At 70.4% G+C, this 24,923-nt stretch carries 27 protein-coding genes; 8 read left to right on the top strand and 19 right to left on the bottom strand.

The window, feature by feature from the left end:
- Window positions 1-23 precede the first annotated feature (23 nt).
- Entirely contained in the window at window positions 24-2,078 is a 2,055-nt protein-coding gene (locus tag SAOR_RS01210) for an AsmA family protein (protein ID WP_123629841.1), read from the top strand.
- A gap of 27 nt (window positions 2,079-2,105) precedes the next feature.
- On the opposite strand, the gene SAOR_RS01205 is transcribed toward SAOR_RS01210, so the two are convergent.
- The 3 genes from SAOR_RS01205 to SAOR_RS01195 form a co-directional block, all read right to left on the bottom strand.
- On the bottom strand, window positions 2,106-2,726 hold the full coding sequence (locus SAOR_RS01205; protein ID WP_123629840.1) for a flavin reductase family protein: 621 nt from the start codon (window positions 2,724-2,726) through the stop codon (window positions 2,106-2,108).
- Between the two features lie 63 nt (window positions 2,727-2,789).
- A complete protein-coding gene (lhgO, locus tag SAOR_RS01200) occupies window positions 2,790-3,989 on the bottom strand; it encodes an L-2-hydroxyglutarate oxidase (protein ID WP_123629839.1) in 1,200 nt (399 codons plus the stop codon).
- A 441-nt stretch (window positions 3,990-4,430) separates the two neighbouring features.
- Window positions 4,431-5,072: an acyltransferase family protein gene (locus SAOR_RS01195; RefSeq protein ID WP_185015501.1), complete on the bottom strand. Its 642-nt coding sequence runs from the start codon at window positions 5,070-5,072 to the stop codon at window positions 4,431-4,433.
- A 321-nt stretch (window positions 5,073-5,393) separates the two neighbouring features.
- Between SAOR_RS01195 and SAOR_RS01190 the strand changes: the two genes are divergently transcribed.
- Genes SAOR_RS01190 through SAOR_RS01180 form a run of 3 tightly spaced genes read left to right on the top strand, consistent with a single transcriptional unit; the run spans window position 5,394 to window position 7,447 of the window.
- Window positions 5,394-5,981 carry a DUF2946 family protein gene (locus SAOR_RS01190; RefSeq protein WP_123629837.1) on the top strand — a complete coding sequence of 196 codons (588 nt, stop codon included), beginning with the start codon at window positions 5,394-5,396 and terminating at the stop codon, window positions 5,979-5,981.
- 52 nt (window positions 5,982-6,033) lie between these two features.
- A complete protein-coding gene (locus tag SAOR_RS01185) occupies window positions 6,034-6,624 on the top strand; it encodes a peroxidase-related enzyme (protein WP_123629836.1) in 591 nt (196 codons plus the stop codon).
- Window positions 6,625-6,631: 7 nt separating this feature from the next.
- Window positions 6,632-7,447, top strand: a complete 816-nt coding sequence (locus SAOR_RS01180) for a creatininase family protein (protein ID WP_123629835.1) — start codon at window positions 6,632-6,634, stop codon at window positions 7,445-7,447.
- Window positions 7,448-7,615: 168 nt separating this feature from the next.
- On the opposite strand, the gene ribA is transcribed toward SAOR_RS01180, so the two are convergent.
- Window positions 7,616-8,743 carry a GTP cyclohydrolase II RibA gene (ribA, locus tag SAOR_RS01175; protein ID WP_123629834.1) on the bottom strand — a complete coding sequence of 376 codons (1,128 nt, stop codon included), beginning with the start codon at window positions 8,741-8,743 and terminating at the stop codon, window positions 7,616-7,618.
- A gap of 227 nt (window positions 8,744-8,970) precedes the next feature.
- Between ribA and SAOR_RS01170 the strand changes: the two genes are divergently transcribed.
- Window positions 8,971-9,714, top strand: a complete 744-nt coding sequence (locus SAOR_RS01170; protein ID WP_245965360.1) for a RibD family protein — start codon at window positions 8,971-8,973, stop codon at window positions 9,712-9,714.
- Here the strand turns inward: SAOR_RS01170 and SAOR_RS01165 are convergent.
- Genes SAOR_RS01165 through SAOR_RS01145 form a run of 5 tightly spaced genes read right to left on the bottom strand, consistent with a single transcriptional unit; the run spans window position 9,711 to window position 13,983 of the window.
- Complete coding sequence (locus tag SAOR_RS01165; protein ID WP_221179828.1) at window positions 9,711-10,649, bottom strand: lysylphosphatidylglycerol synthase transmembrane domain-containing protein; 939 nt, start codon at window positions 10,647-10,649, stop codon at window positions 9,711-9,713. The two genes, SAOR_RS01170 and SAOR_RS01165, sit on opposite strands and share 4 nt — an antisense overlap.
- Window positions 10,646-11,515, bottom strand: a complete 870-nt coding sequence (locus SAOR_RS01160) for a class I SAM-dependent methyltransferase (protein ID WP_185015500.1) — start codon at window positions 11,513-11,515, stop codon at window positions 10,646-10,648. The genes SAOR_RS01165 and SAOR_RS01160 overlap by 4 nt, the downstream gene beginning before the upstream one ends.
- A complete protein-coding gene (locus tag SAOR_RS01155) occupies window positions 11,512-12,573 on the bottom strand; it encodes a glycosyltransferase family 4 protein (protein ID WP_123629831.1) in 1,062 nt (353 codons plus the stop codon). Before SAOR_RS01155 ends, SAOR_RS01160 begins: the two co-directional genes overlap by 4 nt.
- Window positions 12,570-12,968, bottom strand: coding sequence for a 6-pyruvoyl trahydropterin synthase family protein (locus SAOR_RS01150; RefSeq protein ID WP_123629830.1), 399 nt, complete (start codon window positions 12,966-12,968; stop codon window positions 12,570-12,572). The genes SAOR_RS01155 and SAOR_RS01150 overlap by 4 nt, the downstream gene beginning before the upstream one ends.
- 37 nt (window positions 12,969-13,005) lie before the next feature.
- Window positions 13,006-13,983, bottom strand: a complete 978-nt coding sequence (locus SAOR_RS01145) for a zinc-dependent alcohol dehydrogenase (RefSeq protein WP_123629829.1) — start codon at window positions 13,981-13,983, stop codon at window positions 13,006-13,008.
- Window positions 13,984-14,098: 115 nt separating this feature from the next.
- On the opposite strand from SAOR_RS01145, the gene SAOR_RS01140 reads away from it, so the two are divergent.
- Together SAOR_RS01140 and SAOR_RS01135 are read left to right on the top strand one after the other, a co-directional pair.
- Complete coding sequence (locus SAOR_RS01140; protein WP_245965359.1) at window positions 14,099-14,890, top strand: CDP-alcohol phosphatidyltransferase family protein; 792 nt, start codon at window positions 14,099-14,101, stop codon at window positions 14,888-14,890.
- A gap of 55 nt (window positions 14,891-14,945) precedes the next feature.
- Window positions 14,946-15,551, top strand: a complete 606-nt coding sequence (locus SAOR_RS01135) for a YceI family protein (RefSeq protein WP_123629828.1) — start codon at window positions 14,946-14,948, stop codon at window positions 15,549-15,551.
- A gap of 336 nt (window positions 15,552-15,887) precedes the next feature.
- Here SAOR_RS01135 and SAOR_RS01130 read toward each other — a convergent pair whose 3' ends face one another.
- Window positions 15,888-16,358: a universal stress protein gene (locus tag SAOR_RS01130; RefSeq protein ID WP_245965358.1), complete on the bottom strand. Its 471-nt coding sequence runs from the start codon at window positions 16,356-16,358 to the stop codon at window positions 15,888-15,890.
- A 215-nt stretch (window positions 16,359-16,573) separates the two neighbouring features.
- Here SAOR_RS01130 and SAOR_RS01125 point away from each other — a divergent pair, with 215 nt between their 5' ends.
- Entirely contained in the window at window positions 16,574-17,821 is a 1,248-nt protein-coding gene (locus SAOR_RS01125; RefSeq protein ID WP_123629827.1) for an SAM-dependent methyltransferase, read from the top strand.
- Window positions 17,822-17,958: 137 nt separating this feature from the next.
- Here SAOR_RS01125 and SAOR_RS01120 read toward each other — a convergent pair whose 3' ends face one another.
- From SAOR_RS01120 to gspF, 9 genes are all read right to left on the bottom strand, one after another.
- The gene (locus tag SAOR_RS01120) at window positions 17,959-18,684 is read right to left on the bottom strand and encodes a type II secretion system protein N (protein ID WP_245965357.1); all 726 of its coding nucleotides are present in this window, start codon (window positions 18,682-18,684) and stop codon (window positions 17,959-17,961) included.
- Between the two features lie 26 nt (window positions 18,685-18,710).
- Window positions 18,711-19,211, bottom strand: a complete 501-nt coding sequence (gene gspM, locus SAOR_RS01115; RefSeq protein ID WP_123629825.1) for a type II secretion system protein GspM — start codon at window positions 19,209-19,211, stop codon at window positions 18,711-18,713.
- On the bottom strand, window positions 19,208-20,410 hold the full coding sequence (gene gspL / locus SAOR_RS01110; protein ID WP_245965356.1) for a type II secretion system protein GspL: 1,203 nt from the start codon (window positions 20,408-20,410) through the stop codon (window positions 19,208-19,210). The genes gspM and gspL overlap by 4 nt, the downstream gene beginning before the upstream one ends.
- Before the next feature lie 120 nt (window positions 20,411-20,530).
- Window positions 20,531-21,472, bottom strand: a complete 942-nt coding sequence (gene gspK / locus SAOR_RS01105) for a type II secretion system minor pseudopilin GspK (protein WP_245965355.1) — start codon at window positions 21,470-21,472, stop codon at window positions 20,531-20,533.
- Window positions 21,469-22,128, bottom strand: a complete 660-nt coding sequence (gspJ, locus tag SAOR_RS01100; RefSeq protein WP_245965354.1) for a type II secretion system minor pseudopilin GspJ — start codon at window positions 22,126-22,128, stop codon at window positions 21,469-21,471. The genes gspK and gspJ overlap by 4 nt, the downstream gene beginning before the upstream one ends.
- The gene (gspI, locus tag SAOR_RS01095) at window positions 22,125-22,589 is read right to left on the bottom strand and encodes a type II secretion system minor pseudopilin GspI (protein WP_123629824.1); all 465 of its coding nucleotides are present in this window, start codon (window positions 22,587-22,589) and stop codon (window positions 22,125-22,127) included. The genes gspJ and gspI overlap by 4 nt, the downstream gene beginning before the upstream one ends.
- Window positions 22,586-23,128 carry a type II secretion system minor pseudopilin GspH gene (gene gspH, locus SAOR_RS01090; RefSeq protein ID WP_245965353.1) on the bottom strand — a complete coding sequence of 181 codons (543 nt, stop codon included), beginning with the start codon at window positions 23,126-23,128 and terminating at the stop codon, window positions 22,586-22,588. Before gspH ends, gspI begins: the two co-directional genes overlap by 4 nt.
- Window positions 23,129-23,154: 26 nt before the next feature.
- Window positions 23,155-23,613: a type II secretion system major pseudopilin GspG gene (gene gspG, locus SAOR_RS01085; RefSeq protein WP_123629823.1), complete on the bottom strand. Its 459-nt coding sequence runs from the start codon at window positions 23,611-23,613 to the stop codon at window positions 23,155-23,157.
- A gap of 84 nt (window positions 23,614-23,697) precedes the next feature.
- Window positions 23,698-24,915 (bottom strand): type II secretion system inner membrane protein GspF, encoded by a 1,218-nt coding sequence (gene gspF, locus SAOR_RS01080; RefSeq protein ID WP_123629822.1) that lies wholly within the window; start codon window positions 24,913-24,915, stop codon window positions 23,698-23,700.
- Window positions 24,916-24,923 lie beyond the last annotated feature (8 nt).

Here is a 24,923-nt window from a genome sequence, read left to right as displayed (position 1 = left end):
GGGCCTCGTTGCCGGGAGTCTGGATGAAGCGCACGCCGCGTATCGCGATCGGGGCCTTGGCAGTTCTCGTCGGGCTGATCGTCGTGCTGGTGGTCTTCGTGTCGCTGTTCGACTGGAACCTGCTCAAGCCGACCGTCAATCGTCAGGTCTCCGCCGCCATCCAGCGGCCGTTCGAGATCCGCGGCGAGCTCGGGCTCGACTGGTCGCGTCCCGAGTCGCCGTCGGGCTGGCGCGGCTGGATCCCGTGGCCGCATGTGTACGCCGGGGACGTCGTGGTCGGCAATCCCGACCATGTGGAGGCCGACCACATGGCGCATGTGCAGCGCGTCGACGTGTGGCTGGCGCCTCTCGGGCTGCTCTCCCGGCGCGTGTCGATTCAGCGCATCGCGGTGCATAGGCCCGATGCCGGCCTGGTGCGGCTGGCCGACGGGCGCGACAACTGGACCTTCGACCTCGGTTCCGACGAATCCGCGAGCGATCCGGAAGACACCGAGCCGTCGAGCTGGACCGTGGTCATCGACGAGCTCGTGTTCGACGAAGGCACGGTGACCTACGACGACGCCGTGCTCGACGCCGACTTCACCGTGACGATCGACCCGCTCGGCAAGCCGGTGCCGTTCGCCCAGATCGCCGGCGGCGACGGCGACGGTGACCCGGCCGCCGGAGACTACGTCTTCGGGGTCCGGGTCGAGGGTCGCTACAAGGGGGCGCCGCTGTCCGGCACGGGCCGGATGGGCGGGATGCTCGCGTTGCGCGGCGGCGACCGGCCGTTCCCGATCCAGGCCGACGTGCGCTCGGGCAGCACGCGCGTGCAGGTGGCCGGCGCGCTGGTCAGACCGCTGGACCTCGGCGGCGCGGACCTCGACGTCTCGTTTTCCGGCGAGAGCCTCGACAATCTCGAGCGGCTGACCGGTGTCACGCTGCCGGCTACACCCGCCTACGCGACCGACGGCCATCTGTCGGCGCGCTTCGACACGGTCAAGGGCTCACGTTTCAGTTACCGGGATTTCAACGGCCGGATCGGCGACAGCGACATCCGCGGCACGCTCGTCTACACGCAGGCCGCGCCGCGGCCCAAACTGAGCGGCGAACTCGTTTCCAACCGGCTGCGGTTCTCCGATCTGGCGCCGCTGATCGGCGCCGATTCCAACGCGCACAAGGCCGACCGCGGCGAAGACACACGCCAGCCCGCGGGCAGGGTGCTGCCGGTCGAGCGCTTCGACACCGAGGCCTGGTCGCGGATGGATGCCGACGTGAGGTTCACGGCGAAAAGCATCCAGCACGGCGACACGCTGCCGCTGTCCGACATCCACGCCCATCTGGTGCTGGACGACGGCGAACTGCTGATCGATCCGCTGCGCTTCGGCGTGGCCGGCGGCGAGCTCAACACCACGCTCCGACTGACAGGCCGAACGGACCCGATGGTGGGGCGGGTCGATATGCACGCGCGGCGGCTGCGGCTCGACGAGATCATGCCCGCGGTCGAGGCGCTGGAGGGCAGCCTCGGCCAGATCAACGGCGATGCGACGCTGTCGGGCTCGGGCGACTCGGTGGCCGATCTCCTGGCCGACAGCAACGGTCGCCTGACCGTCCTCCTCGACCGCGGCTGGATCAGCCGTAACCTCATGGAGCTGGCCGGGCTCAACGTCGGCAACTACGTGGTGGGCGAACTGTTCGGCGACGAGCCCGTGCGCATCAACTGCGCGGCCGCCGATCTGATCGTCGACGACGGGCGGGTGCGGCCGACCGTGTTCGTCTTCGATACCGAGAATGCCGTGATCAACGTCACCGGCACGACCCACTTCGCCGACGAGAGCCTGGATCTCAAGATCGCGCCCGAAAGCAAGGGCGCGCGGCTGCTGACGCTGCGCTCGCCGCTGTACGTGCGCGGTACCTACGCCGATCCAGCGCCGGGCGTCGAGGCGGCGCCGCTGGTCGCCCGCGCCGCCGCCGCGATCGCCCTCGGCGCGGTGGCCACGCCGGCGGCCGCGCTGCTGGCGCTCGTCTCGCCGACCGCCGCCGACGAGAATCAGTGCGCGCCGGTACTCCAGCGTCTCCAGGCGCGTGACGATTCGTAGCCGGAGGATCGCGCCGGCGGGCGCGGCTCAACCCGGGCGGTACATTCGAAAGCGGTTGTCCGGTGTGACCGCGAAATAGTCCGCCGGACCGCCGGCGCGCAGGATCGGCTCGGCGGCGGCCGTGTCGTAGACGCCGTCCACGAGGAGATGCCGGGCGATGTGCACGCCCACGACCTCGCCCAGCACCAGCCAGGTGTCGGTGGCCTCGCCGTCGGCGCCGGTCAGGCGCAGCAGCTGGCTCAGCCGGCACTCGAACGACACCGGCGATTCGGCCACCCGGGGTGCCGCGATCACCCGCGAGGGTTCGGGCGTGAGCCCGGCCAGCGCGAATTCGTCGACATCGGGTTCGACCGACGCACAGCTGGCGTTCATGGCCTCGGCCAGCGGCCGGGTGGCCAGATTCCAGCCGAACACGCCGGTGCGTTCGATGTTCGACACGCTGTCCTTGTAGCCCACGCTGGCGAAGCCGACGATCGGCGGCGTGTAGTTGAAGGCGTTGAAGAAGCTGTACGGCGCGAGGTTGAGCGTGCCGTGCTCGTTGCAGGACGAGATCCAGCCGATCGGCCGGGGTGCGACCAGCGCGTTGAACGGATCGTGCGGGAGGCCGTGGCCGCCGGCCGGTTCGTAGAAATAGGTCTGCTCGGACATGGGGCGTCGCGCGCGGGGTGTCGAACGTCATCATGACCGATCGTGGGCGACCGGAAAAGGCGGCTACCCGGCATCGCGGGCGGACGCCAGGCGCGTGACGATGTGCTCGGCGATCGGCAGGGCCGAGGTGGCCGCCGGCGAGGGCGCGTTGGCCACGTGCAGCGTGCGCGGCGTGTCCACGAACAGGAAATCGCCCACGAGCGTGCCGTCGCGGCTGACCGCCTGGGCCCGGACGCCCGCCGGGTGGGGTTCGAGATCGGCGCGCGTCAGCGACGGACAGTAGCGCCGGACCGCCGCGAGATAGGCGTGCTTGGACAGCGACTCGCGCATCTCCGCCAGACCGGGGCGCAGATGTGCGCCGAGCATGCGCCGGACGCCGGGGAAGGCGAGCAGGGCCGCGACCTCACGCAGATCGACGTCGGTCTTGCGATAGCCCTCGCGGGCCAGCGCCAGCACGGCGTTGGGGCCCACCGTGATCGAGCCGTCGATCATCGGCGTGAGGTGCACGCCCAGAAACGGCATCGCCGGATCCGGCACGGGGTAGATCAGATGGCGGACGATGTCGCCGCGCGCCGCCGCCAGCCGGTAGTACTCGCCGCGGAACGGGCAGATGCGGAAATCCGGCTCGATGCCGAGCATCGCCACGACGCGATCGGCCATCAGCCCGGCGCAGGCCACGAGCTGTCGGGTGTGGAAGGCGCCCGCGTCGGTTTCCACCACCACTTCGCTGGCGTATTCCGCGAGACCGGTCACGGCCGTGCCGCAGCGGATCTCGCCGCCGGCATCGGTGAACTCGCGGGCCAGCGCGGCACCGACCGCACGATAATCGACGATGCCGCTGTCGGGCACGTGCACCGCGGCGACGCCGCGCACCGCCGGCTCGCGCTCGGCCAGCGCATCAGCCTCGAGCCAGGTGCGCGTCAGGCCGTTCTCGCCGATGCGATCGAACAGCCGGGCCAGGCCGGCGCGTTCGGAGGCGTCGGCGGCCACGATCAGTTTGCCGCGGACCTCGAAGGGAATGTCGTGGTCCGCGCAGAGCGCCCGCGTGGCTCGGTTGCCGGCGATGCAGAAGCGCGCCTTGAGCGAGCCCGGCGCGTAGTAGACCCCGGCGTGGATGACGCCGGAGTTGTGCCCGGTCTGGTGGCGGTTGAGCCCGGCCTCCTTTTCCAGCAGCAGGATCCGGGCCTGCGGTTCGGTCTGCTTCAGGCGGCGCGCGGTGGCCAGGCCCACGATGCCGCCGCCGATGAGGATGTAGTCGTACATGCGCACTGGAGCGATGAATCAGCGATCCGACGATACCGGAGGCTCCGGCTGTGCGGGCCGAGTGCCGCGCTCGGGCCGGCGCCGGCAGGCCGGTGCGGGCCGTGCCGGCCTGCCTCCGCGGTGACGCGAGTGCGCGTCCGGCCGCGTTCGTGAACCCGACAGCGAAGCGCTCGATGCAGTGTTGCGCGAGATCGGCGCCGACGGAGCCGGCAATGAATGTCAGGGCCGGGAGCCAGCCGAGGGCGATGTGCGTGTGGCCGGCATGAAGCGTCGCCAGAAGCATCAGCGGAGAGAACACATCGCGACTGCAGGCGGCACGGCTCGGGTAATGCAGCGGGGCGCGTGCCAGCGGCGGCTCGCAGGCGGCCGCGATCGGCAGCAGCGACGCCCCGCGTCTCAGAAGTCACTCGCCGGCCATCATCCCGCGCGTGCCGGTGACCTCTATCGCCTCGCCCCATAGATGTCGAGCGTCAGCCCCAGAGCGAGCAGGAGCGCCCGCGTGCGCGCCGGCAGCCCGGCCTGGATCGCGGCCAGGCGTTCACGCCGATCGGCGAGCGGGCCGCCGATGGCGAATGCGAGGAGATGGTGCACGGTGAACACATAGGCCGTGTAACCGCCGTCGCGAGCCAAGCCGGCGAGTTCGTCGTGACCGGAGAAAACGCCGATGCGCAGCCTCGCCATGATGAGACTGGCGAGCCCGAAACCGCCCAGCACCGTCCGCCAGCGCAGACATCGGATCATCAGGAAGACCAGCGGGAACAGCAGCGAGATGCGCATCTCGTGCACCAGCGTCCAGATCGCGAAGTCGTAGGTCGAGGAGTCGAAGGCACCGATGACGGTGAAGTGGCCGAGCATGGCGCGGGGCCCCGGATCGTCGGTCCAGAACCTGTTGATCCAGTCGCCCAGCCCGGCCAGATCGCCGCCGTACCGCCACTGCTGCCCGGCGATCCCGAGTTCGACGGCCACGATATAGGGCAGATAGAAACGCAGGATGCGCCTGGCCGCATAGGCGCCATAGGTCAGTCGCCCGCCTTCGAGCATCAACTGAAGCACGAATCCGCTGAGGACGAAGAACGGTACCACCGCCGCGGGCCGCTCCAGAGGATGCTGAGTGGCGCGTGGCCGAGACAGGCGAGGCCCGCTTCGTGCCCGCCGGATAGGGCGGATGCCCGGCGCCGTGCAGCACGAGCGGTAAACGGCCGATCACCACGTTGCAGGCCGCGAGCCCGCGCAGGGCGTCGAATGATCCGATTCGGGCTCCGGGACTGGGCATAGCGCGCTCCCATGATCATGCTCGAACGGCCGTCCCGGTCATGGTCATCCAACGAGCGCGGATCGCGATCGGTTCCAGCGCTCCGCAGGGGTATCATCGTCGGCGCCGACGATTTCATACGGGACGACGACATGGACGAATGGGTTCGACGCGCGCTGGCGAAATGGCCGGATGTGCCGGCGCTGTTCGGCTGGCTGGGCCTGAGCCGCCGCGGCCACTGGCTGATTCAGGGCGAGCGCATCACCCATCCCCGCATCGTGGAGACCATCTCGCGCAATTACGCCGTCGATGCGCACGGCCGCTGGTTCTTCCAGAACGGGCCGCAGCGCGGCTATGTCGCGCTGGACTACGCGCCCCGCGTCGCGCGCGTCCAGGCCGACGACGGCCTGGTCGACCACACCGGCACGCCGGTCACCGATGCGCGCGCGCTCTATCTGGACGAGGACAGCGCCGCGGTGCTCGACAGCCCGGACGGTGCGGCGCTGATCGATAGCGCCGATCTGGCTTGGGTGCTCGAGCGTCTGCGCCATCGGGGCGAGGCGGTCGACGACGCCGCGCTCGAAGCGGCGCTCGAAGCCCCCGGCGGCACCGCCACCGATCTCACGCTGGACGCGTTCGGCCGCGCGCTGGCCGTGCACCGCTGCGATCGTGACGCGCTGCCGGCCGCGCTCGGCTTCGTGCGCGATCCGCAGCCGCGGGACGACGACCCCGGCGCCTGACGAGACGTTCGCGCCCGGCGCTGCTATCGTCGCGCTGTTCATCCATCAGGAGATGCCCGTGTCCGATGCGCCCATCAGCGCGTTCGAGGTGCCCGACGAGGCCGAGCTGCCCGAGGACATCCGCGAACGAATCCTCGCCGTGCAGGACAAGGCCGGCTTCGTGCCCAACGTGTTCTGGGTGCTGGCCCATCGGCCGGCCGAGTTCCGCGCCTTCTTCGCCTATCACGACGCCCTGATGGAAAAGGAATCGGGGCTGACCAAGGGCGAGCGCGAGATGATCGTGGTCGCCACCTCGGGCATCAATCACTGCCTGTACTGCGTGGTCGCCCACGGCGCGATCCTGCGCATCCGCGAGGGCGATCCGCTGATCGCCGATCAGCTCGCGGTCGACTATCGCCACGCCGACATCAGCGCGCGTCAGCGCGCGATGCTGGATTTTGCCGTACAGGTCGCCACCGCCTCACACACCGTGGGCGAGGCCGAGCGCGAGACGCTGCGCGCGCACGGCTTCTCCGACGAGGACATCTGGGACATCGGCGCCGTGGCGGCGTTCTTCGCCCTGTCCAACCGGATGGCCCATGTCACCGCCATGCGGCCGAACGACGCGTTTCACCTGATGGGCCGCCAACCGGGCGAAGGCTAGCGCCGACGTGGGTGCGATCCATCGCTGGGCGGACCTGACCGGGCCCGAGCTCGCCAACGTCGCCGCCGGCGATCCGGTCGCCGTCTGGCCCTTGGCCGCGGTCGAGCAGCACGGCGCCCACCTGCCGCTGGGCACCGACACGATCATCGGCGAGGGCCTGCTGGCCGCGGCCTGCGACACATTGCGCGAGACGCCGCTGCCCGACGCGCGCGATCTGCTGATCCTGCCGACGCTGGCGCCGGCCGCGAGCCTGGAGCACAGCGCCTATCCGGGCACCCTGAGTCTGGCGGCCGAACAGGTCATCGCCACGCTCGAGTCGGTCGGCGCGGATCTGGCCCGCGCGGGGATACGCCGGCTGGTGCTATTCAACAGCCACGGCGGCAACAAGGCCGTGATGGATCTGGCCGCGCTGAAGCTGCGTGCCGCGCACGCCATGCTCGTGGTCAAGGCCAGCTATTTCCGTTTCGCCCCCGCGGCCGAGGCGCTGCCGGCGGCGGAACTCGCCCACGGCGTGCACGGCGGGGCGCTGGAAACCGCGCTCATGGCCCATCTGGCACCGGAGCACATTCGCACGGCACACGTCGCGGATGCGCGGCCCCTCGGTCGCGAGCTGGCGGACGCCGGGCGCACGATCGCCCCCGAGGGCGAGGCCGCCTTCGCCTGGATGGCCCAGGATCTGCATCCCAGCGGCGTGGCCGGCGACGCCACCCTGGCCGACGCCGAGCGCGGCGCGGCCCTGTGCGCGCACATCGCCGAGCGCACCGCGGCCGTGCTGCGCGACGCCGCAGCCTTCGATCTGTCGCGACTGCGCTCGATGCCGTAAGCCGCGCCGCGTGCGTCGTCGTCTAGTGCCCTGTCTCGTGAGTCTCTTACCTCGACGAGTATGTGCCGTCGGCGTGGCGGGCGAGGCGCGGAACCAGGCCGTATCGGGACATAAGGAGCGGTTTCGCAACGCCGCCCGTCGTGGGAGGTTACGTGCGGGAACAGGACACTAGCCCTTGCCGTTCATCGCCACATCCGCGGACGGCTTGCCGAGCACGTTGTCGAGCCAGTGGCCGGAACGCGCCGCCTTGGCGGTCAGATAGCGCTCGTTCTGGGCCGTGAGGCGGCCGTAGACGCCGCTGCGCTGGACCACGGCGATCCCGCCGCCGCTCATCGCCGCGATCTTGGCCGGATTGTTGGTGAGCAGTTCGATGCGCCGGATCTCGAGCTGGGCGAGCATCTCCAGGGCGACGTTGTAGTCGCGCTCGTCGTCGCCGAAACCCAGCACCTGGTCGGCGTCGACCGTGTCCAGGCCGTCGTCCTGCAGGCTGTAGGCGCGCAGCTTGTTGGCCAGGCCGATGCCGCGGCCTTCCTGAGCGAGGTAGAGCAGCACGCCGCCGCCGCGCTCGGCGATGGCGGCCACGCTCGAGCGCAGCTGCTCGCCACAGTCGCAGCGCAGGCTGCCGAACAGGTCGCCGGTCAGGCAGGCCGAATGCAGCCGCACCGGCACCGCCGTGCGCCAGGATTCCGGCTCGCCGATGACGATGGCGATGTGCTCGCGCACGCCGTCGGCCTCGCGAAAGAGCACGAAGCGGCTCTTCTCGGCGTCGGCCAGCGGTACGTCCGCCGCGCTGATCCGGCGCAGGAAGTGGGTCGCACTCGACTCGTAGGCCTCGATGCGGTCGACGTCGATGGCGAGCAGCGTCTGGTCGTCGATCAGCTTCTGCACGGCCTCGCGCCGCGAGGCGTCGATCGTCGCGGTCACGGCGGCGGGGATCAGCAGACCGCGGCGCATGAGCGCGAGCGCGGCGTGCGATTCCCGGTCGACGTCCGTCGGCCGCTGGTGCGGGCTGTGCTCGACGTGGCGCGCGCAGGCCCAGGCGACGACGGTCTGCGCGCTGTCGCCGTCCGCCAGCGACAGCCGCGCGGCATCCGCGGCGATCTCGATGCCCATGCGCTCGAGCCGGTGGCGGGTGACCACGAGCGCCGGCGGGTTGCCGGTGGTCGCCCGCAGGCGCGTGAGCGTCTCGTCGGTCAGCCCCTCGAGCGGTGCGACGAGCGTGTCGCGGTCGCGGCCGCGCACGAGCACCGGCACACCGCGGCGCAGGTCGAAGATCGAACGTTCTATCTGTCGCATGTGACCTCGCTTGATCGACGCGACCAAATGCACGCCGTTGGATCAAGAACACAATGCCGGTCGGGTTCGTCGAGCCGGCTTTTGGGATAGGGTGATGCCCGGCGCCCGCGGCGGCTATCCGTGTTGCGCCGGAAACGATGCGCACTCCGGAGGCTCCGATGACGGCAATCGATATCGACTACGCATGGCGATCGCTTCGCGATGCATGCACGGGCCGCGGCGATGGGATGACGCCCGCGGTCACGATCGACGCCGACGGCCGCTGGCGGGCCGACGGGGCGGTCGAGCCCGAAGCCGCTGCGCTGCTGGACACGCTTGCGCCGATCACGCGTGCCGGCACCGTCGTCGGCCAGCTCGGCCAGAGTCTCGACGGGCGCATCGCCACGATTACCGGTGCGTCGCACTACGTCACCGGGGCGGCCAGCCGCACGCATCTGCATCGGCTGCGGGCGCTGGTGGACGCCGTGGTCGTCGGCGCCGGGACCGCCCAGGCCGACGATCCGCGCCTCACGGTCCGCCATGTCGACGGCGCCGATCCGGTGCGTGTGGTGCTCGATCCGAACGCGCGGGTCGGGCCCGACCGGCTGCTGTTCACCGACGGTGCCGCGCCCACGCTGCACGTGGTGGCGCAGGGGCGGCGGGCATGCCGGGGCCCCGGCGTGGAGACCGTGGCGGTCGCGCCGGATGCGGCGGGCGCCCTGGCGCCGGCGACGCTTCTCGCCGCGCTGGCCGCGCGCGGGCTGCGCCGGGTGCTCGTGGAGGGCGGCGGACTGACCGTCTCGCGCTTTCTGGCAGCGGGGCTGCTCGATCGGCTGCACGTGGTCGTCGCGCCCATGGTCATCGGCTCCGGCCGGCCCGCGGTGACGCTGGCCGAGATCGAGACGCTCGATGCCGCCCTGCGGCCGCCGTGCTGCACTCATGCGCTGGATGCCGACACGCTGTTCGATCTGGATCTCGGCGGTCCCGGCTAGGCATGGGCCGCCGCCCGCCGTCGGCCACCCCGCGCAAGCACCACTAGCCCCGGCAGGCTGGATACCAGCACGATCAGGCCATAGGTGATCGAGATCGCCACGCCCTCCTGCGCCGGCAGGCCCGCCAGACTCCAGATGACCGCGGCGGCGCCTTCGCGCAGGCCCCAGCCGGCGACCGACAGCGGGATCGCCATCGCCAGCAGTACCGGCGGCGCGAGCATCCAGAGGGACTGCGCGCCGCGATCCAGCCCCAGCGCCTGGGCACAGAGCACGAACACGCCAACATAACTGGCGGCCACGAGCAGCGAGCTCGCCAGCTGCAGCGCGACCATGCGGCGTCCCAGCAGTCCGCGTCCGAGACTGTCGATCAGGCTCAGCAGATGAATCGCCATGCGCCGCGAACCGCGCACCAGGAACGCCGTGAGCAGACCGCCGCCGGCCAGTAGGATGAATCCCCCCGTGGCGGCCCAGGGGTCGATCTGCTCGAAGGCACGGGCGACGCCCTGACGCAGCCCCCGTGCCTGAAGGACCGCGAGGGCGGCGATCAGCAGCATGGCCAGCTGTCCGGACAGGCGTTCGATCAGGACCGCGTGAACCGCGCCGCGGTTGTCGTTGTGGCGGGCGTGGCGCCAGGCCCGCGTGGCGTCTCCCAGCACGCCGCCGGGCAGTATCTGGTTGAGAAACGTCGCCAGATAGTATTCGCGTACGGCCACCGGCAGGCGCAGATCCAGGCCGATGCCGTGCGCGGTCAGCCGCCAGCGCCAGGCGGAGACGACCACCTGAGGCACCGTCAGCGCGAGTGCCGCGAGCGCCCAGCCGGGTGCGATGGTGCCGAGTTGCGCCGCGATCTCGGCGGTATCCAGCCGCCAGGCCACGAGTCCTAGCAGGATGACGGTCACGCTCAGTCGCAGCAGGGCGGCGCGGCGCGGCGTCACGGCTCGGCCCGCGGCGGCGTGGCGAGCAGGTCGCGGTGCCCCACGCGGCAGCATGCCCGGCCGGCGGCGACATCCGCCGCGCGCCGCCGCGCCCAGCCGGCGATGCGGGCCGCGCGGGCCGGGGCCTGGGCGGTGGCCGCCTCGCGCCAGCCGTCGATCAGGGCGGCGGCGAGCCGGGCGTCGTCGCGGCCGAGACGCCAGGGGGTCGCAGCCGGAGCCACGTGCCAGCCGTGGCGCTGGAAGGCCCGCTCGAACGCCGCCGGCGCCTGCGTGCCGAGCGCGGCGCCGAAGCCCTTGTCGCGGCGCTGGTGCTCGGCGAGCCGGGCGAAGACGAAGGCGTCGTCTTCATCATCCTCGGGCGCGCCGTCGGTCTCGAAGGCCAGATCGCCGTCCACGCTGAGCGCGATCAGCGCCGGGACGACGTGGGCGGCACAGGCGGTCGCGAGACGATCCAGCCAGTCGGCATCGACCAGATCCAACAGCGCCGCGGCGGTCACCAGATGCGCTTCGGCGATCAGGGCCCCCGGATCGTGGTCGAGGTCCGCGGCGATTGTGGTGATCGTTACCGGGCGCCCCGAGCGATCGCGCTGGTCGGCGCACTCGCGCGCCGCGCGGGCCAGCAGATCGGCGTCGTGATCGACCAGGTGCCAGTGCTGGGGTCCGGGCAGACGCGGTGCCAGATGGCGCAGATTCGAGCCGCTGCCGCAGCCGAGATCTACGATCCGCAGGGTGTCGTCCGGCGCAGCGGCCAGCCGGGCCGCTGCGGCTTCGCTCAGTCCACTGCTGCGCGCGGCGTGGTCGGCGGGTTCGCGCAGGGCGAGCCAGTCGGCGGCGAAGCGGGCGTCCGGGACGATCGCATCGCTCATGCCGGCACGTCGTCGGCCAGGGCTTCGACGATCGTCGAGAACTCGGTGGCGGACGCCCGCCAGCGGCGCAGTCGTTCGCGCTCGGCCAGCGCGCCGCGCCGCACGGCGGCCAGCGCGGCCGGGTCGTCCAGCAGCGAGCCCAGCGCGGCGGCCAGCGCGGCGACGTCGCCGGGGGCGGCCGTGCGCGCGGCCCGCGCCGGAACCGTATCGGCGAGCGCTCCGCCGTTAGTCGTGACCAGCGGCAGACCGCGGGCCAGGGCCTCGGTGACGACCATCCCGTAGCCTTCGTAATGCGAGGCCAGCACGAACAGATCGGCACGATCGTAGGCGGCGGCGAGTTCGCGCTCGTTGCAGTCGCCGTGCAAGTGCACGCGTGCGCCGAGGCCGAGCGTGTCGATGCGGGCGCGGATACAGGCCGCGTGTGCCGGCTCGCGGTCGAGGCTGCCGACCACGTCGCAGTGCCAGTCGCGGTCGGCGAGCCGGGCGAGTGCGTCGAGGAGCACGGCGTGGCCCTTGCGGGGGGTGACGGTCGCGACACACAGCAGGCGGCAGCCGGGGCCGTCGCTGCCGCGGGCCACCGGCGCCGGATCGGTGCCGGGCTCGATCACCCGCGGCGGAGCGGCGGCGAGGCCGAGCTCGACCAGTCGGCGGGCGGTGAAGCCGCTGGTGACGACCACCGCCCGGGCGACGGCCAGTGCGGCGCGTTCGTCGGCGAGCAGCCGGGCGCTCGCGGCGGCCGTCAGGCCGGTCTCGTCGGCGAGCGGGTGATGTACGAGCGCGATCAGGCGCAGGCGATCGGCGTGGGCACGGGCGGTCTCGGCCAGGCCGCCGAGCACGAGCCCGTCGACGATCACGCAGGCGCCGTCGGCGCAGGCGTCCAGCGCCCGTTCGAGGGCGCGCGCGGCCCGGGCATCGGGCTCCGGAAAGCGGCCCTCGAGCCCGGCCACCGAGACCGGGTGGCCGAGTTCGCGCAGACCGGCGACGATGCGCGCGTCGTAACGGTAGCCGCCGGTGCGCTGTTCCGGATCGCCGGCGACGACGAACGTGATCGGCGTCACACGCGGCCCTCGAAGCTCGCCCAGGCGATATGCGACTCCGACAGAGTCACGCTCATCGCCTCGACGCCGCGGGCGCTGTCGCCGAGCCGGCCGGCGCGGATGGCCTCGCGCATGCGCTCGAAGACCACCCCGGCGAGGAATTCGGTCGTGGTGTTGCGGCCCGAGAAGGCCGGCTCCTCGTCCAGATCGCGCATGTTCAGCCCGGCGAGCACCTCCTTGAGGCCCGCGCCGGCCAGACCGATGTCGATGACCAGGTCGTCGGCGTCGAGCGCCTCGCGCCGGAAGGTGACGTCGACCACGTAGGTCGCACCGTGGGTGTGCTGGGCCGGGCCGAATATCTCGCCGTTGAAACTGTGGGCGATCATGAAGTGATCGCGGACGGTCAGACTGTACATGGCAGATCCTGTGGTATGGGGTGGCGATACGCGCGCGCTAGTCATAGCGGATGCGCTGGCAGAGCGTGGCATCCTGCGGGTCGGCCAGACGCGCCATGACCTCGGGCAGGCGCTCGAAGGGCGCCTCGGCGTCGATGAGGGCGTCGAAGCGGGCGTCGGCGAGCAGCGAGACCGCCAGCGCGAGGCGGCGGTGGTGGCTCCAGCGCGGGCGCTGGCCGGGCGCGACGCCGCCCACCTGGCTTGCCCGCAGCGTCAGACGCCGCGAGTGGAAGGCGCCGCCGAGCGGAACCCGCGGCGCCTGCGTGCCGTACCAGCTCATCTCGGTGACGGTGGCCTCGAAACCGGCCAGCGTCAGAGCCTGGGCGAGCCCGGCCTCGCTGCCACTGGCGTGAATGACGCGGTCGCGCTCGCCCGCGGCCGCCGCCGGCGAGCGAAAGCGCACGCCCAGAGCGTCGCCCAGCCGCGCCTTGCGGTCGTCGATGTCCACCAGTTCGACGTCGGCGCCGGGCAGCGACGCGGCGAGTCCCGCGACCAGCGCGCCGACCACGCCGGCGCCGATCACGGTGATGCGCTCGCCGATGCCCGGCGCCGTGTCCCAGAGCGCGTTGATCGCGGTCTCCATGTTGGCCGCGAGGATCGCGCGCTCCGGCGGTACGTCCGCCGGCAGGGCGACGACGGCGTCGACGGGCACCACGTAGCGCGTCTGGTGCGAATACAGACAGAACACCTCGCGCCCGAGCCACTCGTCCGGACCGGCCTCGACCACGCCGACGTTCGCGTAGCCGTGGCGTACTGGGCCGGGCAGGGCGCCGGCCTGGAACGGTGCCCGCATGCGCTCGTATTCGCTCGCCGGCACGCCACCGGCGTAGACCAGCGTCTCGGTGCCGCGGCTGACCGCACTGTAGCGGCTGCGCACGCGCAGTTCGCCGGCGTCCGGCGCGCCCACGGCGATCGGCTCGATGCGGCTGTCGTGGGGCGGGTGCAACCAAAAGGCGCGGTCGCCGGTATCATTCATGTATGGATGTCATGCAACAGAAATTCTCCGGCAATACTTGCAGCCCGGGCGCGGTTGATCCAGCGCGCGGCCGGCGTGCAGGGTGGCCGCGCATCGATATCCGCGGCGAGCCGCGATGATGCGCGCGTTCGAGCATGGCACGCCGGCGGTCGGCGAGGGGCCCACTAGCGCCGCCTCGCCGGCCCGGCGGCGTCTGCGAGCGGCGGGCGAACTGCTGATCGGATTTACACTGCTGTTCGCGGGCGTGGAGCTGGCCATGGGGCTTCTCGACGCGCCGCCGATGCTGCGCGTCTCGGCCGGGGGATTGTATCTCGCGCTCGCGGTCGTGCTCGTGGGGCCGGGCGAGGCGCCGCCGGCCCGGCTGGGCTGGGCCAACCGGGTCACGCTGCTGCGCGCGGCCTTCGTGCTGCTCATCGCCGGCCTGCTGGTGTTTCCGGAGGTGCCGCGTGCCCACCCCTATGCCGTGCTCGGCCTGGCGCTAGCGGCACTGCTGCTCGACGGCGTCGACGGCTGGGTGGCGCGCCGCACGCGCTCGATCACCGCGTTCGGCGCCCGCTTCGACATGGAACTGGATGCGTTTTTCATCCTCGTGCTCTGCGTCGGCCTGGTGGCGACCGAACGGGTCGGCCCCTGGGTGCTGGGGATCGGCCTGGCGCGCTATCTGTTCGTGTGCGCGGGGCGCCTGCTGCCGTGGATGCGCCGGCCCCTGCCGCCGAGCGTTTTCCGCAAGGTCGTGTGCGTCTGGCAGGTCGTGACCCTGTTGCTGTGCTTTGTGCCGGCGATGCCCGCCGCCGTGGCCGTCGGGGCCGCTGCGACGGCGCTGTCGCTGCTGGCGGTGTCGTTCGGCCGCGACACGTGGTGGCTGCTGCGCCACCGATGCGATGCTCGTACGCCTGACGCGTCATGACGGCCGACGCGGCAAGACGACAATCGATGACCCCGAGCCCATAGGAGACACGATCATGCCATTCCCGACGTCGACCCTGACCGGCGCGCGCCTGACCGCGGCCGCGCTCGCCCTATGTGCCGCAGGCACGGCCGTGGCGGAGCCCGAACGCTACGAGATCGATCCGGACCATTTCTCCATCGGTTTCTCGATCGAGCACGTCGGCTATGCCGATGTGCTGGGCATGTTTCTGGAGGGTGAAGGCAGCTTCGTCTACGACGAGGCTGCCCGCGAGCTGTCCGAAGGTCGCGTGGAGATCGCCGCCGACAGCGTGTTCACCAATCACGAGGAGCGCGACGGCCACGTCCGCGGCGACGATTTCCTGGCGGTCGAGGATCACCCGGAGATCGTATTCGTGGCGCGCGAGTACAGGCCGGACGGCGAGGACGGCGGACAACTCGAGGGCGATCTCACGCTGCACGGTGAGACCCATCCGGTGACGCTGGATGTGACCATCAACAAGAGCGCGGAGTATCCCTTCGGCCACGGCCAGCATACCCTGGGCGTATCGGCGAGCACCCGCATCGAGCGCAGCCGCTGGGGCATCGATTACGGGGTGGCCAACGGCATGGTGGGCGACACGGTCGAACTGGACTTCGAGTTCGAGGCGATACGCCAGTAGCCGACGATCGCCCGGCCCGTGCCGGCGGCCAGCGCCCGCTAAAACTGCATTCGCACGTCGCGTTGCAGACTGCACGTCGACTGCGGCAAGGTGCGACTCGCCGAGCGTGGCGCGCACGGTGCAGACTGGCAGCGCCGCAGCGCGCCCTGGTCGAGTGTTGATGGGCGACCCAGCCTGAAGGGCCAAGCGCCCCGTGAAACGACCGGGGTAAGGCAGTCCAGTGTTGTGGCACTCTGGCGTTGAATGACGATGCGGCACGCACGACGCCTCGTCTTGCCGCCCGTAGTGATTTTCAGGCAACGCCCGGCGCGGGCTCGTATGCCGTGTTGGCAGGCCCTAGCGCACCGTCATGCAGGCGCACGGCGCGAGGTGGCCGACCTTGTGGGTCACGCTACCCATGAGCAGGCCGCCGAAATTCGTCAGCCCGCGCCGGCCCATGACGATGAGATCGGCGTCGAGCCGCTCGGCGCACTCGACGATGCGGCGCGCCGGATCGCCGGAGCCGACCTCGGTGGTCATTTCGCGGATCGCGTGGTCCGCGGCGATGCGCCGGGCGGCCTCGATCACGTCGTGGCCGGCCTTCTCAACGTCCTCGTTGCTGGTCTTCACGCTGATCGCGGCGCCGCCGAGGACCAGCGTCTTGTCGTGGCCGACCGCCTGCGGGACATGCAGCACGTGCAGCCGGGCGTCGTAGCGCGGGGCCATGTCGCAGGCCCATTCCAGCGCACGCCGGGAATGTTCCGAACCGTCGACGGCAACGAGAATCGTGTCGATCATGTTGTCTTTGCGGGTCGTCAGGTCAGGCATCGACCCTAGCACGGCCCGGGGTGCGCCCGGCCTTCAACTGCGGCCGCCGCCGAGGCACACTTGAACCATCGCGGCATGGCGGTCCTCGTGGCGGCAGGTCGCGCGAAAATAAAAGTGCACTATACATTGAAATACGATCGGTGTATGGTTGAGTCCTTGGCATCAATGGGGCGGACGGCGCCGCTACGTGTTGTCGGCCCCGGGGACGGGAGACAATGAAGACACGTTTTTTCGACCGGCTGATCGACGAGGGCACGCTCGTCATTCATTACCCGGACGGTCGTACGCAGCTGATCGGCCAGGGGGCGCCCAAGGCGCACATCCATCTGCGCGACCGCCGGGTCCTCACGCGGCTGCTCTCCGATCCGGAGATGGCCTTCGGCGAGGCGTATATGGACGGTGACTGGTGGCCCGGCGAGGGCGGCCTCATGGCGCTGTTCGAACTCTACTTCGCCAATGCGCGCAACTTCGGTGGCAGCCGGATACTCGACATCGCGCGCCACGCCCTGCGGGGCATCCGCGAAGCCAACTCGCGGCTGCGCTCGCGGCGCAACGTCCAGCACCACTACGACATCGACAACGGCCTGTTCGAGCGCTTCCTGGACGGCGACATGCAGTACTCCTGCGCCTATTTCGAGACGCCGGACGCCTCGCTGGAGGAGGCGCAGCGAGCCAAATGCCGCCACATCGCGCGCAAGCTGTGTCTCAAGCCCGGCGACCGGGTGCTGGACATCGGCTGCGGCTGGGGCGGTATGGCGCTATATCTTGCACGCCACCACGGCGTCGACGTGACGGGGCTGACGCTGTCGGACAATCAGTACCGCTACGCCTGTGAGCGGGCCGAGGCCGAAGGGCTGTCCGAGCGGGTGCGTTTCCTGCAGCAGGACTATCGCGAGCACGAGGGCAGCTACGACGCGATCGTGAGCGTGGGCATGTTCGAGCATGTGGGTCGGCCGCAGTTCCAGACCTTCTTCGATACCGTGAACGCGCTGCTGGCGCCGGGCGGACGCAGCCTGATCCACAGCATCGGCCGCAGCGGTCCGCCGGTGGAGGACACCAAGGGCTGGATCGAGAAATACATCTTTCCCGGCGGTTATGTGCCGTCATTGTCCGAGGTCGCGCCCTGTATTGAGGAGACCGGCATGTGCCTGTCGGATCTGGAAGTGCTGCGCCTCCACTATGCACGCACGCTGGCGGCCTGGAACGAGCGCTTCCAGCGCCACCGCGGGGAGTTCCGGGACCGGCTGGGCGAGCGCTTCTGCCGCATGTGGGAGTTCTACCTGCTCGGCTGTCAGGCGATCTTCCGCTGGGGGGACCTCGTGGTCTTCCAGATGCAGCTGGCCAAGCGCAACGACATCGTCCCGGTCACCCGCGACTATCAGTACGGTCCCGACCCGGTGGCCGCGGCGGCGGTCAGCGACCCGGCGGCCCGCTGGAGCGCGGATCTGGAGCGAACGGGCTAGACCACAGCCACCGGCTCGGGTGATGCGGCCCGTGCGGACCCTGACAGCGCTGCGAGGCGCGACCGGGCCGTATTCGAGTCGACCGATCAGGTCCGGCGGAAATTGTGTGGGCAGCCCGCTCGCGGGCGCGCCACGCGCTAGAGCGAGCCCTGTTCCTGCACGCGGTGCCAGCCCTCGTCGTCGCCCTCGCCGAGCTGGTCGAGCATGCCGTCGAGGCGGTCATCGGCACCGGCGCGAGCGCGCAGGCGCACGTTCAGCCGGTAGCGGCGTTCGGGGGTGAGTGTGGCGCTGCCGTCGATCGCCAGCGGGCCGTTGCTGTCGACGATCGTCGCGCGGATGCCGTCGTCGCCGTGCGCCAGGACGGTCTCGAACTGTCCAAGCTCGACCGGCGGATTGAACAGTTCCCAGCGGGTGTTGCCCAGGCGCACGGCGCCGTCGAGCGCGCTGAAATTAAGCTGGTCGTCGACGCTGGCCTCGCGGATGTCGACCGCGACGTCGGATGACAGCGGCAGGAAGGTGACACCGCCCCGCTTCGCGAGCCAGCCGGCCGACGCGCTCCCAGTGAGGTTCCGGACGTGTGTGCCGCCGAATAGCGAGCGCGTGACGCGGCCGGAGAAGCCGCCCAGGTCGGAGTCCACCTCGATGTCGGCTGCGACCTGCGCCAGGAGGAGATTCAGCGGATGCAGACGCCAGTCCAGGTTCTCGATTGCGCCGCCGGGGCCCTGGACATAGCCGGCATGTCCGTCGAACACGGTGCCGGTCACCCCGCCGAGCGTGACCGGCGTCGACGATTCGATCCAGCCTGCGGCGATCCGCGCCGGAAAAAATGCGATCAGACCGATCACGAAGGTGATCAGCCCCACGAGCAGGTAGCGCACCAGCCGCCAGTTCATGCGCCACTCCGTGCCAGCGTGATTCGGGCCTGCACCGTGCCGGCATCCTCGTCGGGCGTGACCGTGATCTGGCGCGTGCTCACGCCGTAGTCTCGCTGCAGGCTGCGCAGCCAGAACAGCATCTGGTTGAAATTCGCGGCATCGAGATTGACCGTCGCCTGATCGTCGTCGTCTGGCTGGATACGCCGAACGGCATCGGCCAGTCCGTTCTCCCGGCTGGTCGCGTCGACGATCGACAGCAGCGACTCGTTGCGGCCCTGGATGCTGCGCTGGCTGTTGTCGGACTGAAGCAGGCGGGCCTCCTCGCGGATGCCGAGCATCCAGCGCGCCTGCTCTGCGGCGACGTTCACGCGCTGGCGGCGATCGGCCACGCTCTCGTTCAGCGGCTGCCAGATGCCGAACCAGAACAACGCCAGCACGACGGCGATGGCCCCCGCGATCACGGCGATACGCTCTCGCGGCGCGAGGCTGTCATACCACTGCTTGACGGCGTTCATGCCTCGGCTCCGCTGACCCGTGCGCGGATCTGCACGCCGTCGGCGGCGGCGTCCGCGCTCTCGACGCTGAGCCGGGTAGCCGGCTGTCGGGCGAAGCCGGCGCGGAGCGATTCCAGCGCCTGCACGTTCTCGCCGCGCAGATTGAGGTACACCGCGCCGTCGCGATACTGCAGCGATTGGATGCGGATGTCACCGGCATCGCCCGTGACTTCGGCGATCGCCTGGAGCAGAGCGAAGACGCCGCCGCTGCCGCCGGAGCCGCGCAGCTCGCGGATGCGCTGCTCGGCCTGGACGCGGACATCGTTGATGGTCTGCACGTCCGGGAAGGCGTCTCTGAACGCCGATTCGGTGGTGGCCTCGAGTCCGTCGATGCGGCTGCCGAGCTGCCAGCTCTCGATGCCGCGGGCGGCGATCGCGACGATCAGCCAGGCGGCGGCCAGCCCGGCGGTGATCTTGAACGGCTGCCACCAGGCCTGCATCGCCGAGGTGCGCGCGAACGCACCCTGGCGCAGGTTGATCGCGTGCTGCAGATCGACGTTGGCGAGGAGCCAGATCAGAGCGGCGTCGGGGCCGTCGAAGATCTTGCGGTCGATCGCCGGTTTCGGTTCGACATCGATCGCGGCGGCCGTCTCGGCCGCGGCCTCGCTGTCGGCATGAAGCAGCACGCGTGCCGGCGGTGTGCCGCCGGCCGCGAGTGCGGGCCAGAGCCCGGCCTCCGCGGCGAAGGCGTGGCGCACGTCGGTGCGCGCCAGCACGCGCTCGTCCAGGGCGAGCACCTGCCACTGGTCCTCGGCCGGGGCCGGAAGCGTCAACGCGTCGGCGGTGAGCTGCAGGACATCCAGGCCGGCCTCTTCGAGCCGGTCGAGGTGATCGCGAAGCAGCGTCTCGTCGACGACCGCCACCGCGGTCTCGCCGTCCGTGCCCGCGCGGGCCGCGAGGGCGAAGTGGAGACTGTCGACGCGACTGACGAGCCGGTCCTCCAGCGCATAGCGCGCCGCCTGGAGGCGCCGCCGCGCCTGGCGAATCGGCGGCAGACGGACGGTGGTGAGCAGAATCTGTTCGCTCGGCAGCAGCACGACGGCCGGCCGCTCGCCGGCGGCGCTCGCGGCGTCGGCCGGCGTGCCGCGAGCCAGAGCGCCCCGGTCATCGAGCCAGGCGGCCCGCTCGCCGTCGAAATGGATGATCAGTCTGTCTGCCACCGGCATTCCTTGATGGTCGCGCGGTTCGCGCCTGCGCGCGACCGCCGCGAACCCCGTGTCGTCTCGTGAATGCGCCGGACGCGCCCCCGTGCGCGTCGGCGGGCCCAGTCTACCGGAAGGTCAGTAGACATTGGTGCTGTGATTGATGGTACGGACGGCACCGTTGTCCGCGCGTTCCAGTACGGCGAAGAACTGGACCTGGGCCCGGTCGACTGTGATCTGCCCGCGGGCGAGGAAGTATCCGGTGGTCACCGAGAGGCGATCGGCGCCGAGGGTGTCGCCCGTGCCGGCGATCGCACTCTCCTGCAGGAAGGCATCCACGGATGTCCAGGGCTCCTCGGATCGGGCTTCGACCAGTGCTTCGCCCGTCGTGGGCGGCAGATTCGGTGCCAGCGTCGCGAGCACCGGGGGCGGTGCCGTGTTCACATTGATCGGCGTGCTTTCGGGCAGGGCGCTGATGTAGGGCGCGAGGGCGGTGTAGATCTCGTCGGTCACGCCCTTGATCAGACGCAGCTCGCTCGGGCTGATCATGAAGGTATTGCCGGCGCGGTAGGCCGGGGTCAGGCCGAGGTAGTAGTTGTCCTCGGCGCCGTCCGGCCGGGTTGGGTTGATGTCGGCATCGACCCAGTCCCGGGTGGATGCCGCGATCGTGCGCGCGGTGACGGTGTCGGTATCCGCCACGAGCTCGATCAGGCGCTGGAACTGCGCCATGGCCGCCTCGGCGTTACCGGTCCCGAGATTGTTGAGATTGAAGCGGCCCTGAAGATCGATGATGCGGCCCTGGAGCGCCCCGCCGTCCAGCGGCAGGTAGTCCACCGGCTCAGCCCAGCGCTCGTCGAGGCTGTCGACCTCGGTGTACTGCGCGTCCTGACGCAGCAGCTTGCCGAGCCAGTTCTCGATGCCCACGGCGTACCACCAGGCCTGCTCCGACTGCCAGATGTTGCCGCTGCGGTGCAGGGCCAGATTCATCTGCGAGAGCATGCCCGCGCCGATGATCGCGACCAGGGCCACGATGAGCATCGCCGTGATCAGGGCGACGCCGCGTTGTTTCGGGCCGCTCACTTCTCGGCTCCGGGGACCATGAACAGGAGGCGCAGCTCGCCCCAGGCGGCCGTGGTCAGGCGGAGTTCGATCGCCAGCGGCGGGTCGTAGCGCTGTGACGCGACGGCGCTGGGCGTGCCGCTGGCGCCGGTGTTGGCGCCGGTGTTGGCGCTTCCGGGCGGCCAGTTGTCGCGCCACTGGCGGTCGCTGTCGAGATAACGCCATTCGATGGTCTCGACGTTCTCCAGAAGTGTGGACTCCACCGGCGCGCTGTCCTGGGCCCGGTCGAGCACGCGCCAGTACTCGCGCACGAGTTCGTCATCCTCATTGATCCGGTAGCCCACCCGCTGCAGGGTGCTGCGGGCTTCGCCGAGCGGGTTGCGCCAGCCGTTGCGGGTCACCCGCAGGCCCACGTTCGGGCTGCCGACGATCGCCGGCTGGGTGTCGCCGAAACCGTCGCGAATCGGGCGGTTGACGATCTGTTCGAGATCGCGGCGGATGCGCCAGACCGACATCTGCAGGGTCTTGCTGCGTTCGAGCGCGTCGGTGACGGCTTCGCGCGTGCTGATGACCGACGACAGGCCGCCGTAGGCCATCGCCGCCATGACCACGAACACCGCGATGGCGATCATCAGCTCAATGAGGGTGAAGCCGCGCTGGCCCCGCGCTGCGCTCACGACCCGAGCCCCGAGGCGGACGCGTCGCCGTCCTCCGTGTCACCGGCTCCGTCGGCGCCGGCCGGGGCATCGGCGGCGTCGACGTGCTGGGTGACGAAGCCGCTGAGCAGGGCGACGGAATCGGCCTCCGGATCGCCGCTGTCGCCGTCGATGCGAAACACCCGGATGTCGATGCGGCGCACGTCCGGGTCGGGGGATTCCTCGATCTCGGCCACCCAGCGCCAGGTGCTGTCGCCCATCTCGGCCTCGCCGTCCTCGGTGCCGGTGCCGGGCCATTGCTCGGCGGTGTGGTATTCGACCAGCTGGTTTCGGGCGACCCACTGGGCCAGCGTGCGGTCGTGGATGTAACGCGCGTAGTCGGCGTAGCGGGCGCCGCCCGTGATGAACGCGCCCAGTGCCAGGGCGAGGACCGCCGTGGCGATCAGCACTTCGATCAGGGTGAAACCGCGCGCCCGCCTCATCGCGTGCCGTCCACGCGATCCAGCGACAGTTCGCCGTTGGCTTCGCCTGTCAGCCGATAGCGATGATCGACGTCGTCGGCGTAGAGCTCGAGTTCGAAGGGCACGAATTCGCCGCTGGACAGCAACACGGCCTCGGGGCGCAGCGCGTCCTCCTCGTTCTCGTCCTCGTCGCCGCCGCCGGCCAGTCTTGGCTGCGCCTCGTCGCGCTCGATCAGTGCGATCGCCACGCCTTCGGGCAGGTCACGTGGACGCAGCGGCGATTCCGCCCGGTTGATGACCTGCCAGCCGTCGTCGCCGAGACGAATGAAGCGATAGCCCCCGCGCACGATGTCGAGACCGAGCTCGCGGCCGTAGAGCACCGCGTCGTCGGCGGCGGTGCGGAGCAGGGCACCGAGCCGCCGCGATTCGGTATCGAGCCGATCGGCGTTGCTGGTCGGGTTGATCGACAGCGACAGAAACGACAGCACGACGCCCATGATCAGCACCACCACCAGCAGCTCGATCAGCGTGAAGCCGCGCTGTACCTCCGTTCGCCGCACCGTGCGTGCCGTATCCCGCCGCGGCGCTAGTTGTCCAGCGTCCAGTTGCCGATGTCGGCGTCGGTCTCTTCGCCGCCCGGTCGGCCGTCGCGGCCGAGCGTGTAGACGTCGATTTCGCCGTGTTCGCCGGGATTGCGGTAGTGATAGACCTCGCCCCACGGGTCCGTCGGAATGCGGTCGAGATAGCCGCCGGACTTCCAGTTGCGCGGCTCCGGCTGGCTGGTGGGCTTGTCCACGAGCGCCGCCAGGCCCTGTTCGGTGGTTGGGTAACGGAAATTATCGAGGCGGTAGAGCTTGAGTGCGCTCTCGATGGCGCGGATGTCCTGTCGCGCCTTGGCGACACGTGCGGCGTCCGGCCGGTCGATGATGTTGGGCACGACGATGGCCGCGAGAATACCGAGAATGACGACCACGACCATGATCTCGATCAGGGTGAAGCCGTGTTGGCCGCGACGGGCACCGGCCCGGGGCAGGGCGTGTTTCATGTCCTTTCCTCTCCTGCGGGAAAACGGTCGTAAAGATAGCAGGTTGCGCGTGTCATGCCCGCCGTTATCGGCGGCGCGGCCGGTTTATTTGACCAGCTGGTTCAGATTGAACACCGGCAACAGGATCGCGAGCACGATGATCAGTACGAGACCGCCCATCGCCAGGATGACCGCGGGGCCGAGTATGCCCATGACACCTTGCCGGAGTGTTTCCACTTCGCGCTCCTGATGGTCGGCGGCGCGGCCGAGCATCATGTCGAGTTCGCCGGAGATTTCGCCGTTGGCGATCATGTGCAGCGTGATCGGCGGGAACAGGCGCTCGTGGCCGAGCGCGCGGTGGATGGCGTCGCCCTCGCGTACACGGGTCGCCGCGCGCTGGATGGCATCGCGCATGGGTAGATTGGTGACCACGTCGGCGCCGATGGTCATCGCATCCAGAGCCGGTACGCCGCTGCGGGTGAGAATCGCCAGCGTGCGGGTGAAGCGGGCCGTGTTCACGCCGCGGGCGAAGCGACCGATCAGCGGTATCCGCAGGATGCGCGATTGGACCGCGCGCTTGAACCCCGGTCGCCGCATGCCGTAGATGAACACGGTCAGGGCGGCCGCGAAGCTCAGCGCGAGCAGCCAGCCCCAGGCGCGGAGAAAATCGCTCACGGCGATCAGCGTGGTCGTGAGCGGCGGCAGGTCGGCGTTGACGCTCTCGAAGACTTCGACCAGGTCTGGCACGACCGTGGCCAGAAGCGCGATCACGATGCCGATGGCGACCACCGACAGGAAGGCCGGATAAATGAGCGCGGCCAGCACCTTCTGGCGCATGGACTGCTGGTCCTCGACATAGTCGGCCAGACCGTTCAGCACCTCGTCGATGCGGCCGGACTGTTCGCCGGCGGCGGTGGTCGCGCGATAGAGCTCGTCGAAGCTGTTGGGAAAGTCCCCGAGCGCGTTGGCCAGCGTGTGGCCCTCGACGACCTGGGCGCGCACGCCGACGATGATCTTGCGTACCTTGTCGCTGTCGGTCTGCTCGGCGACCGCCTTGAGTGCTTCCTCCATCGGCAGGCCGGCGTGGGTGAGCGTGGCCAGCTGGCGGGTGAACAGCGACAGCTCGGTGACGCTCAAGCCGCGCTGGAAGGACAGCAGCCGGCGTCGACCACCGGCCTTGCGGTCGGCGATCTCGTGGACGTCCAGCGGCGTGAGCCCGCGTTCGCGCAGCTGGGCCCGAATGCCGCGGGCGGCATCGCCCTCGAGCACGCCCTTCTTCTCGCGACCGCGTTCGTCGAGTGCGGTGTATTCGTAGGCGCCCATGGTCGCGC

This window comes from Salinisphaera orenii subsp. orenii MK-B5 (genome assembly GCF_003788635.1).
GTDB classification, from domain to species: Bacteria; Pseudomonadota; Gammaproteobacteria; order Nevskiales; family Salinisphaeraceae; genus Salinisphaera; species Salinisphaera orenii.
This window is presented reverse-complemented; position numbering and strand designations above follow the sequence as displayed.

What these genes read in the sequence shown, in the direction of transcription:
- SAOR_RS01130 (WP_245965358.1), bottom strand. Translation starts at nt 16,358, where the DNA reads ATGCCTGACCTGACGACCCGCAAAGACAACATGATCGACACGATTCTC.
- ribA (WP_123629834.1), bottom strand. Translation starts at nt 8,743, where the DNA reads ATGCGACAGATAGAACGTTCGATCTTCGACCTGCGCCGCGGTGTGCCG.
- SAOR_RS01185 (WP_123629836.1), top strand. Translation starts at nt 6,034, where the DNA reads ATGCCCGTGTCCGATGCGCCCATCAGCGCGTTCGAGGTGCCCGACGAG.
- SAOR_RS01125 (WP_123629827.1), top strand. Translation starts at nt 16,574, where the DNA reads ATGAAGACACGTTTTTTCGACCGGCTGATCGACGAGGGCACGCTCGTC.
- SAOR_RS01205 (WP_123629840.1), bottom strand. Translation starts at nt 2,726, where the DNA reads ATGTCCGAGCAGACCTATTTCTACGAACCGGCCGGCGGCCACGGCCTC.
- lhgO (WP_123629839.1), bottom strand. Translation starts at nt 3,989, where the DNA reads ATGTACGACTACATCCTCATCGGCGGCGGCATCGTGGGCCTGGCCACC.
- gspG (WP_123629823.1), bottom strand. Translation starts at nt 23,613, where the DNA reads ATGAAACACGCCCTGCCCCGGGCCGGTGCCCGTCGCGGCCAACACGGC.
- SAOR_RS01145 (WP_123629829.1), bottom strand. Translation starts at nt 13,983, where the DNA reads ATGAATGATACCGGCGACCGCGCCTTTTGGTTGCACCCGCCCCACGAC.
- gspI (WP_123629824.1), bottom strand. Translation starts at nt 22,589, where the DNA reads ATGAGGCGGGCGCGCGGTTTCACCCTGATCGAAGTGCTGATCGCCACG.
- SAOR_RS01210 (WP_123629841.1), top strand. Translation starts at nt 24, where the DNA reads ATGAAGCGCACGCCGCGTATCGCGATCGGGGCCTTGGCAGTTCTCGTC.
- SAOR_RS01160 (WP_185015500.1), bottom strand. Translation starts at nt 11,515, where the DNA reads ATGAGCGATGCGATCGTCCCGGACGCCCGCTTCGCCGCCGACTGGCTC.
- SAOR_RS01170 (WP_245965360.1), top strand. Translation starts at nt 8,971, where the DNA reads ATGACGCCCGCGGTCACGATCGACGCCGACGGCCGCTGGCGGGCCGAC.
- gspF (WP_123629822.1), bottom strand. Translation starts at nt 24,915, where the DNA reads ATGGGCGCCTACGAATACACCGCACTCGACGAACGCGGTCGCGAGAAG.
- SAOR_RS01190 (WP_123629837.1), top strand. Translation starts at nt 5,394, where the DNA reads ATGGACGAATGGGTTCGACGCGCGCTGGCGAAATGGCCGGATGTGCCG.
- SAOR_RS01150 (WP_123629830.1), bottom strand. Translation starts at nt 12,968, where the DNA reads ATGTACAGTCTGACCGTCCGCGATCACTTCATGATCGCCCACAGTTTC.
- SAOR_RS01135 (WP_123629828.1), top strand. Translation starts at nt 14,946, where the DNA reads ATGCCATTCCCGACGTCGACCCTGACCGGCGCGCGCCTGACCGCGGCC.
- gspM (WP_123629825.1), bottom strand. Translation starts at nt 19,211, where the DNA reads ATGAACGCCGTCAAGCAGTGGTATGACAGCCTCGCGCCGCGAGAGCGT.
- SAOR_RS01140 (WP_245965359.1), top strand. Translation starts at nt 14,099, where the DNA reads ATGATGCGCGCGTTCGAGCATGGCACGCCGGCGGTCGGCGAGGGGCCC.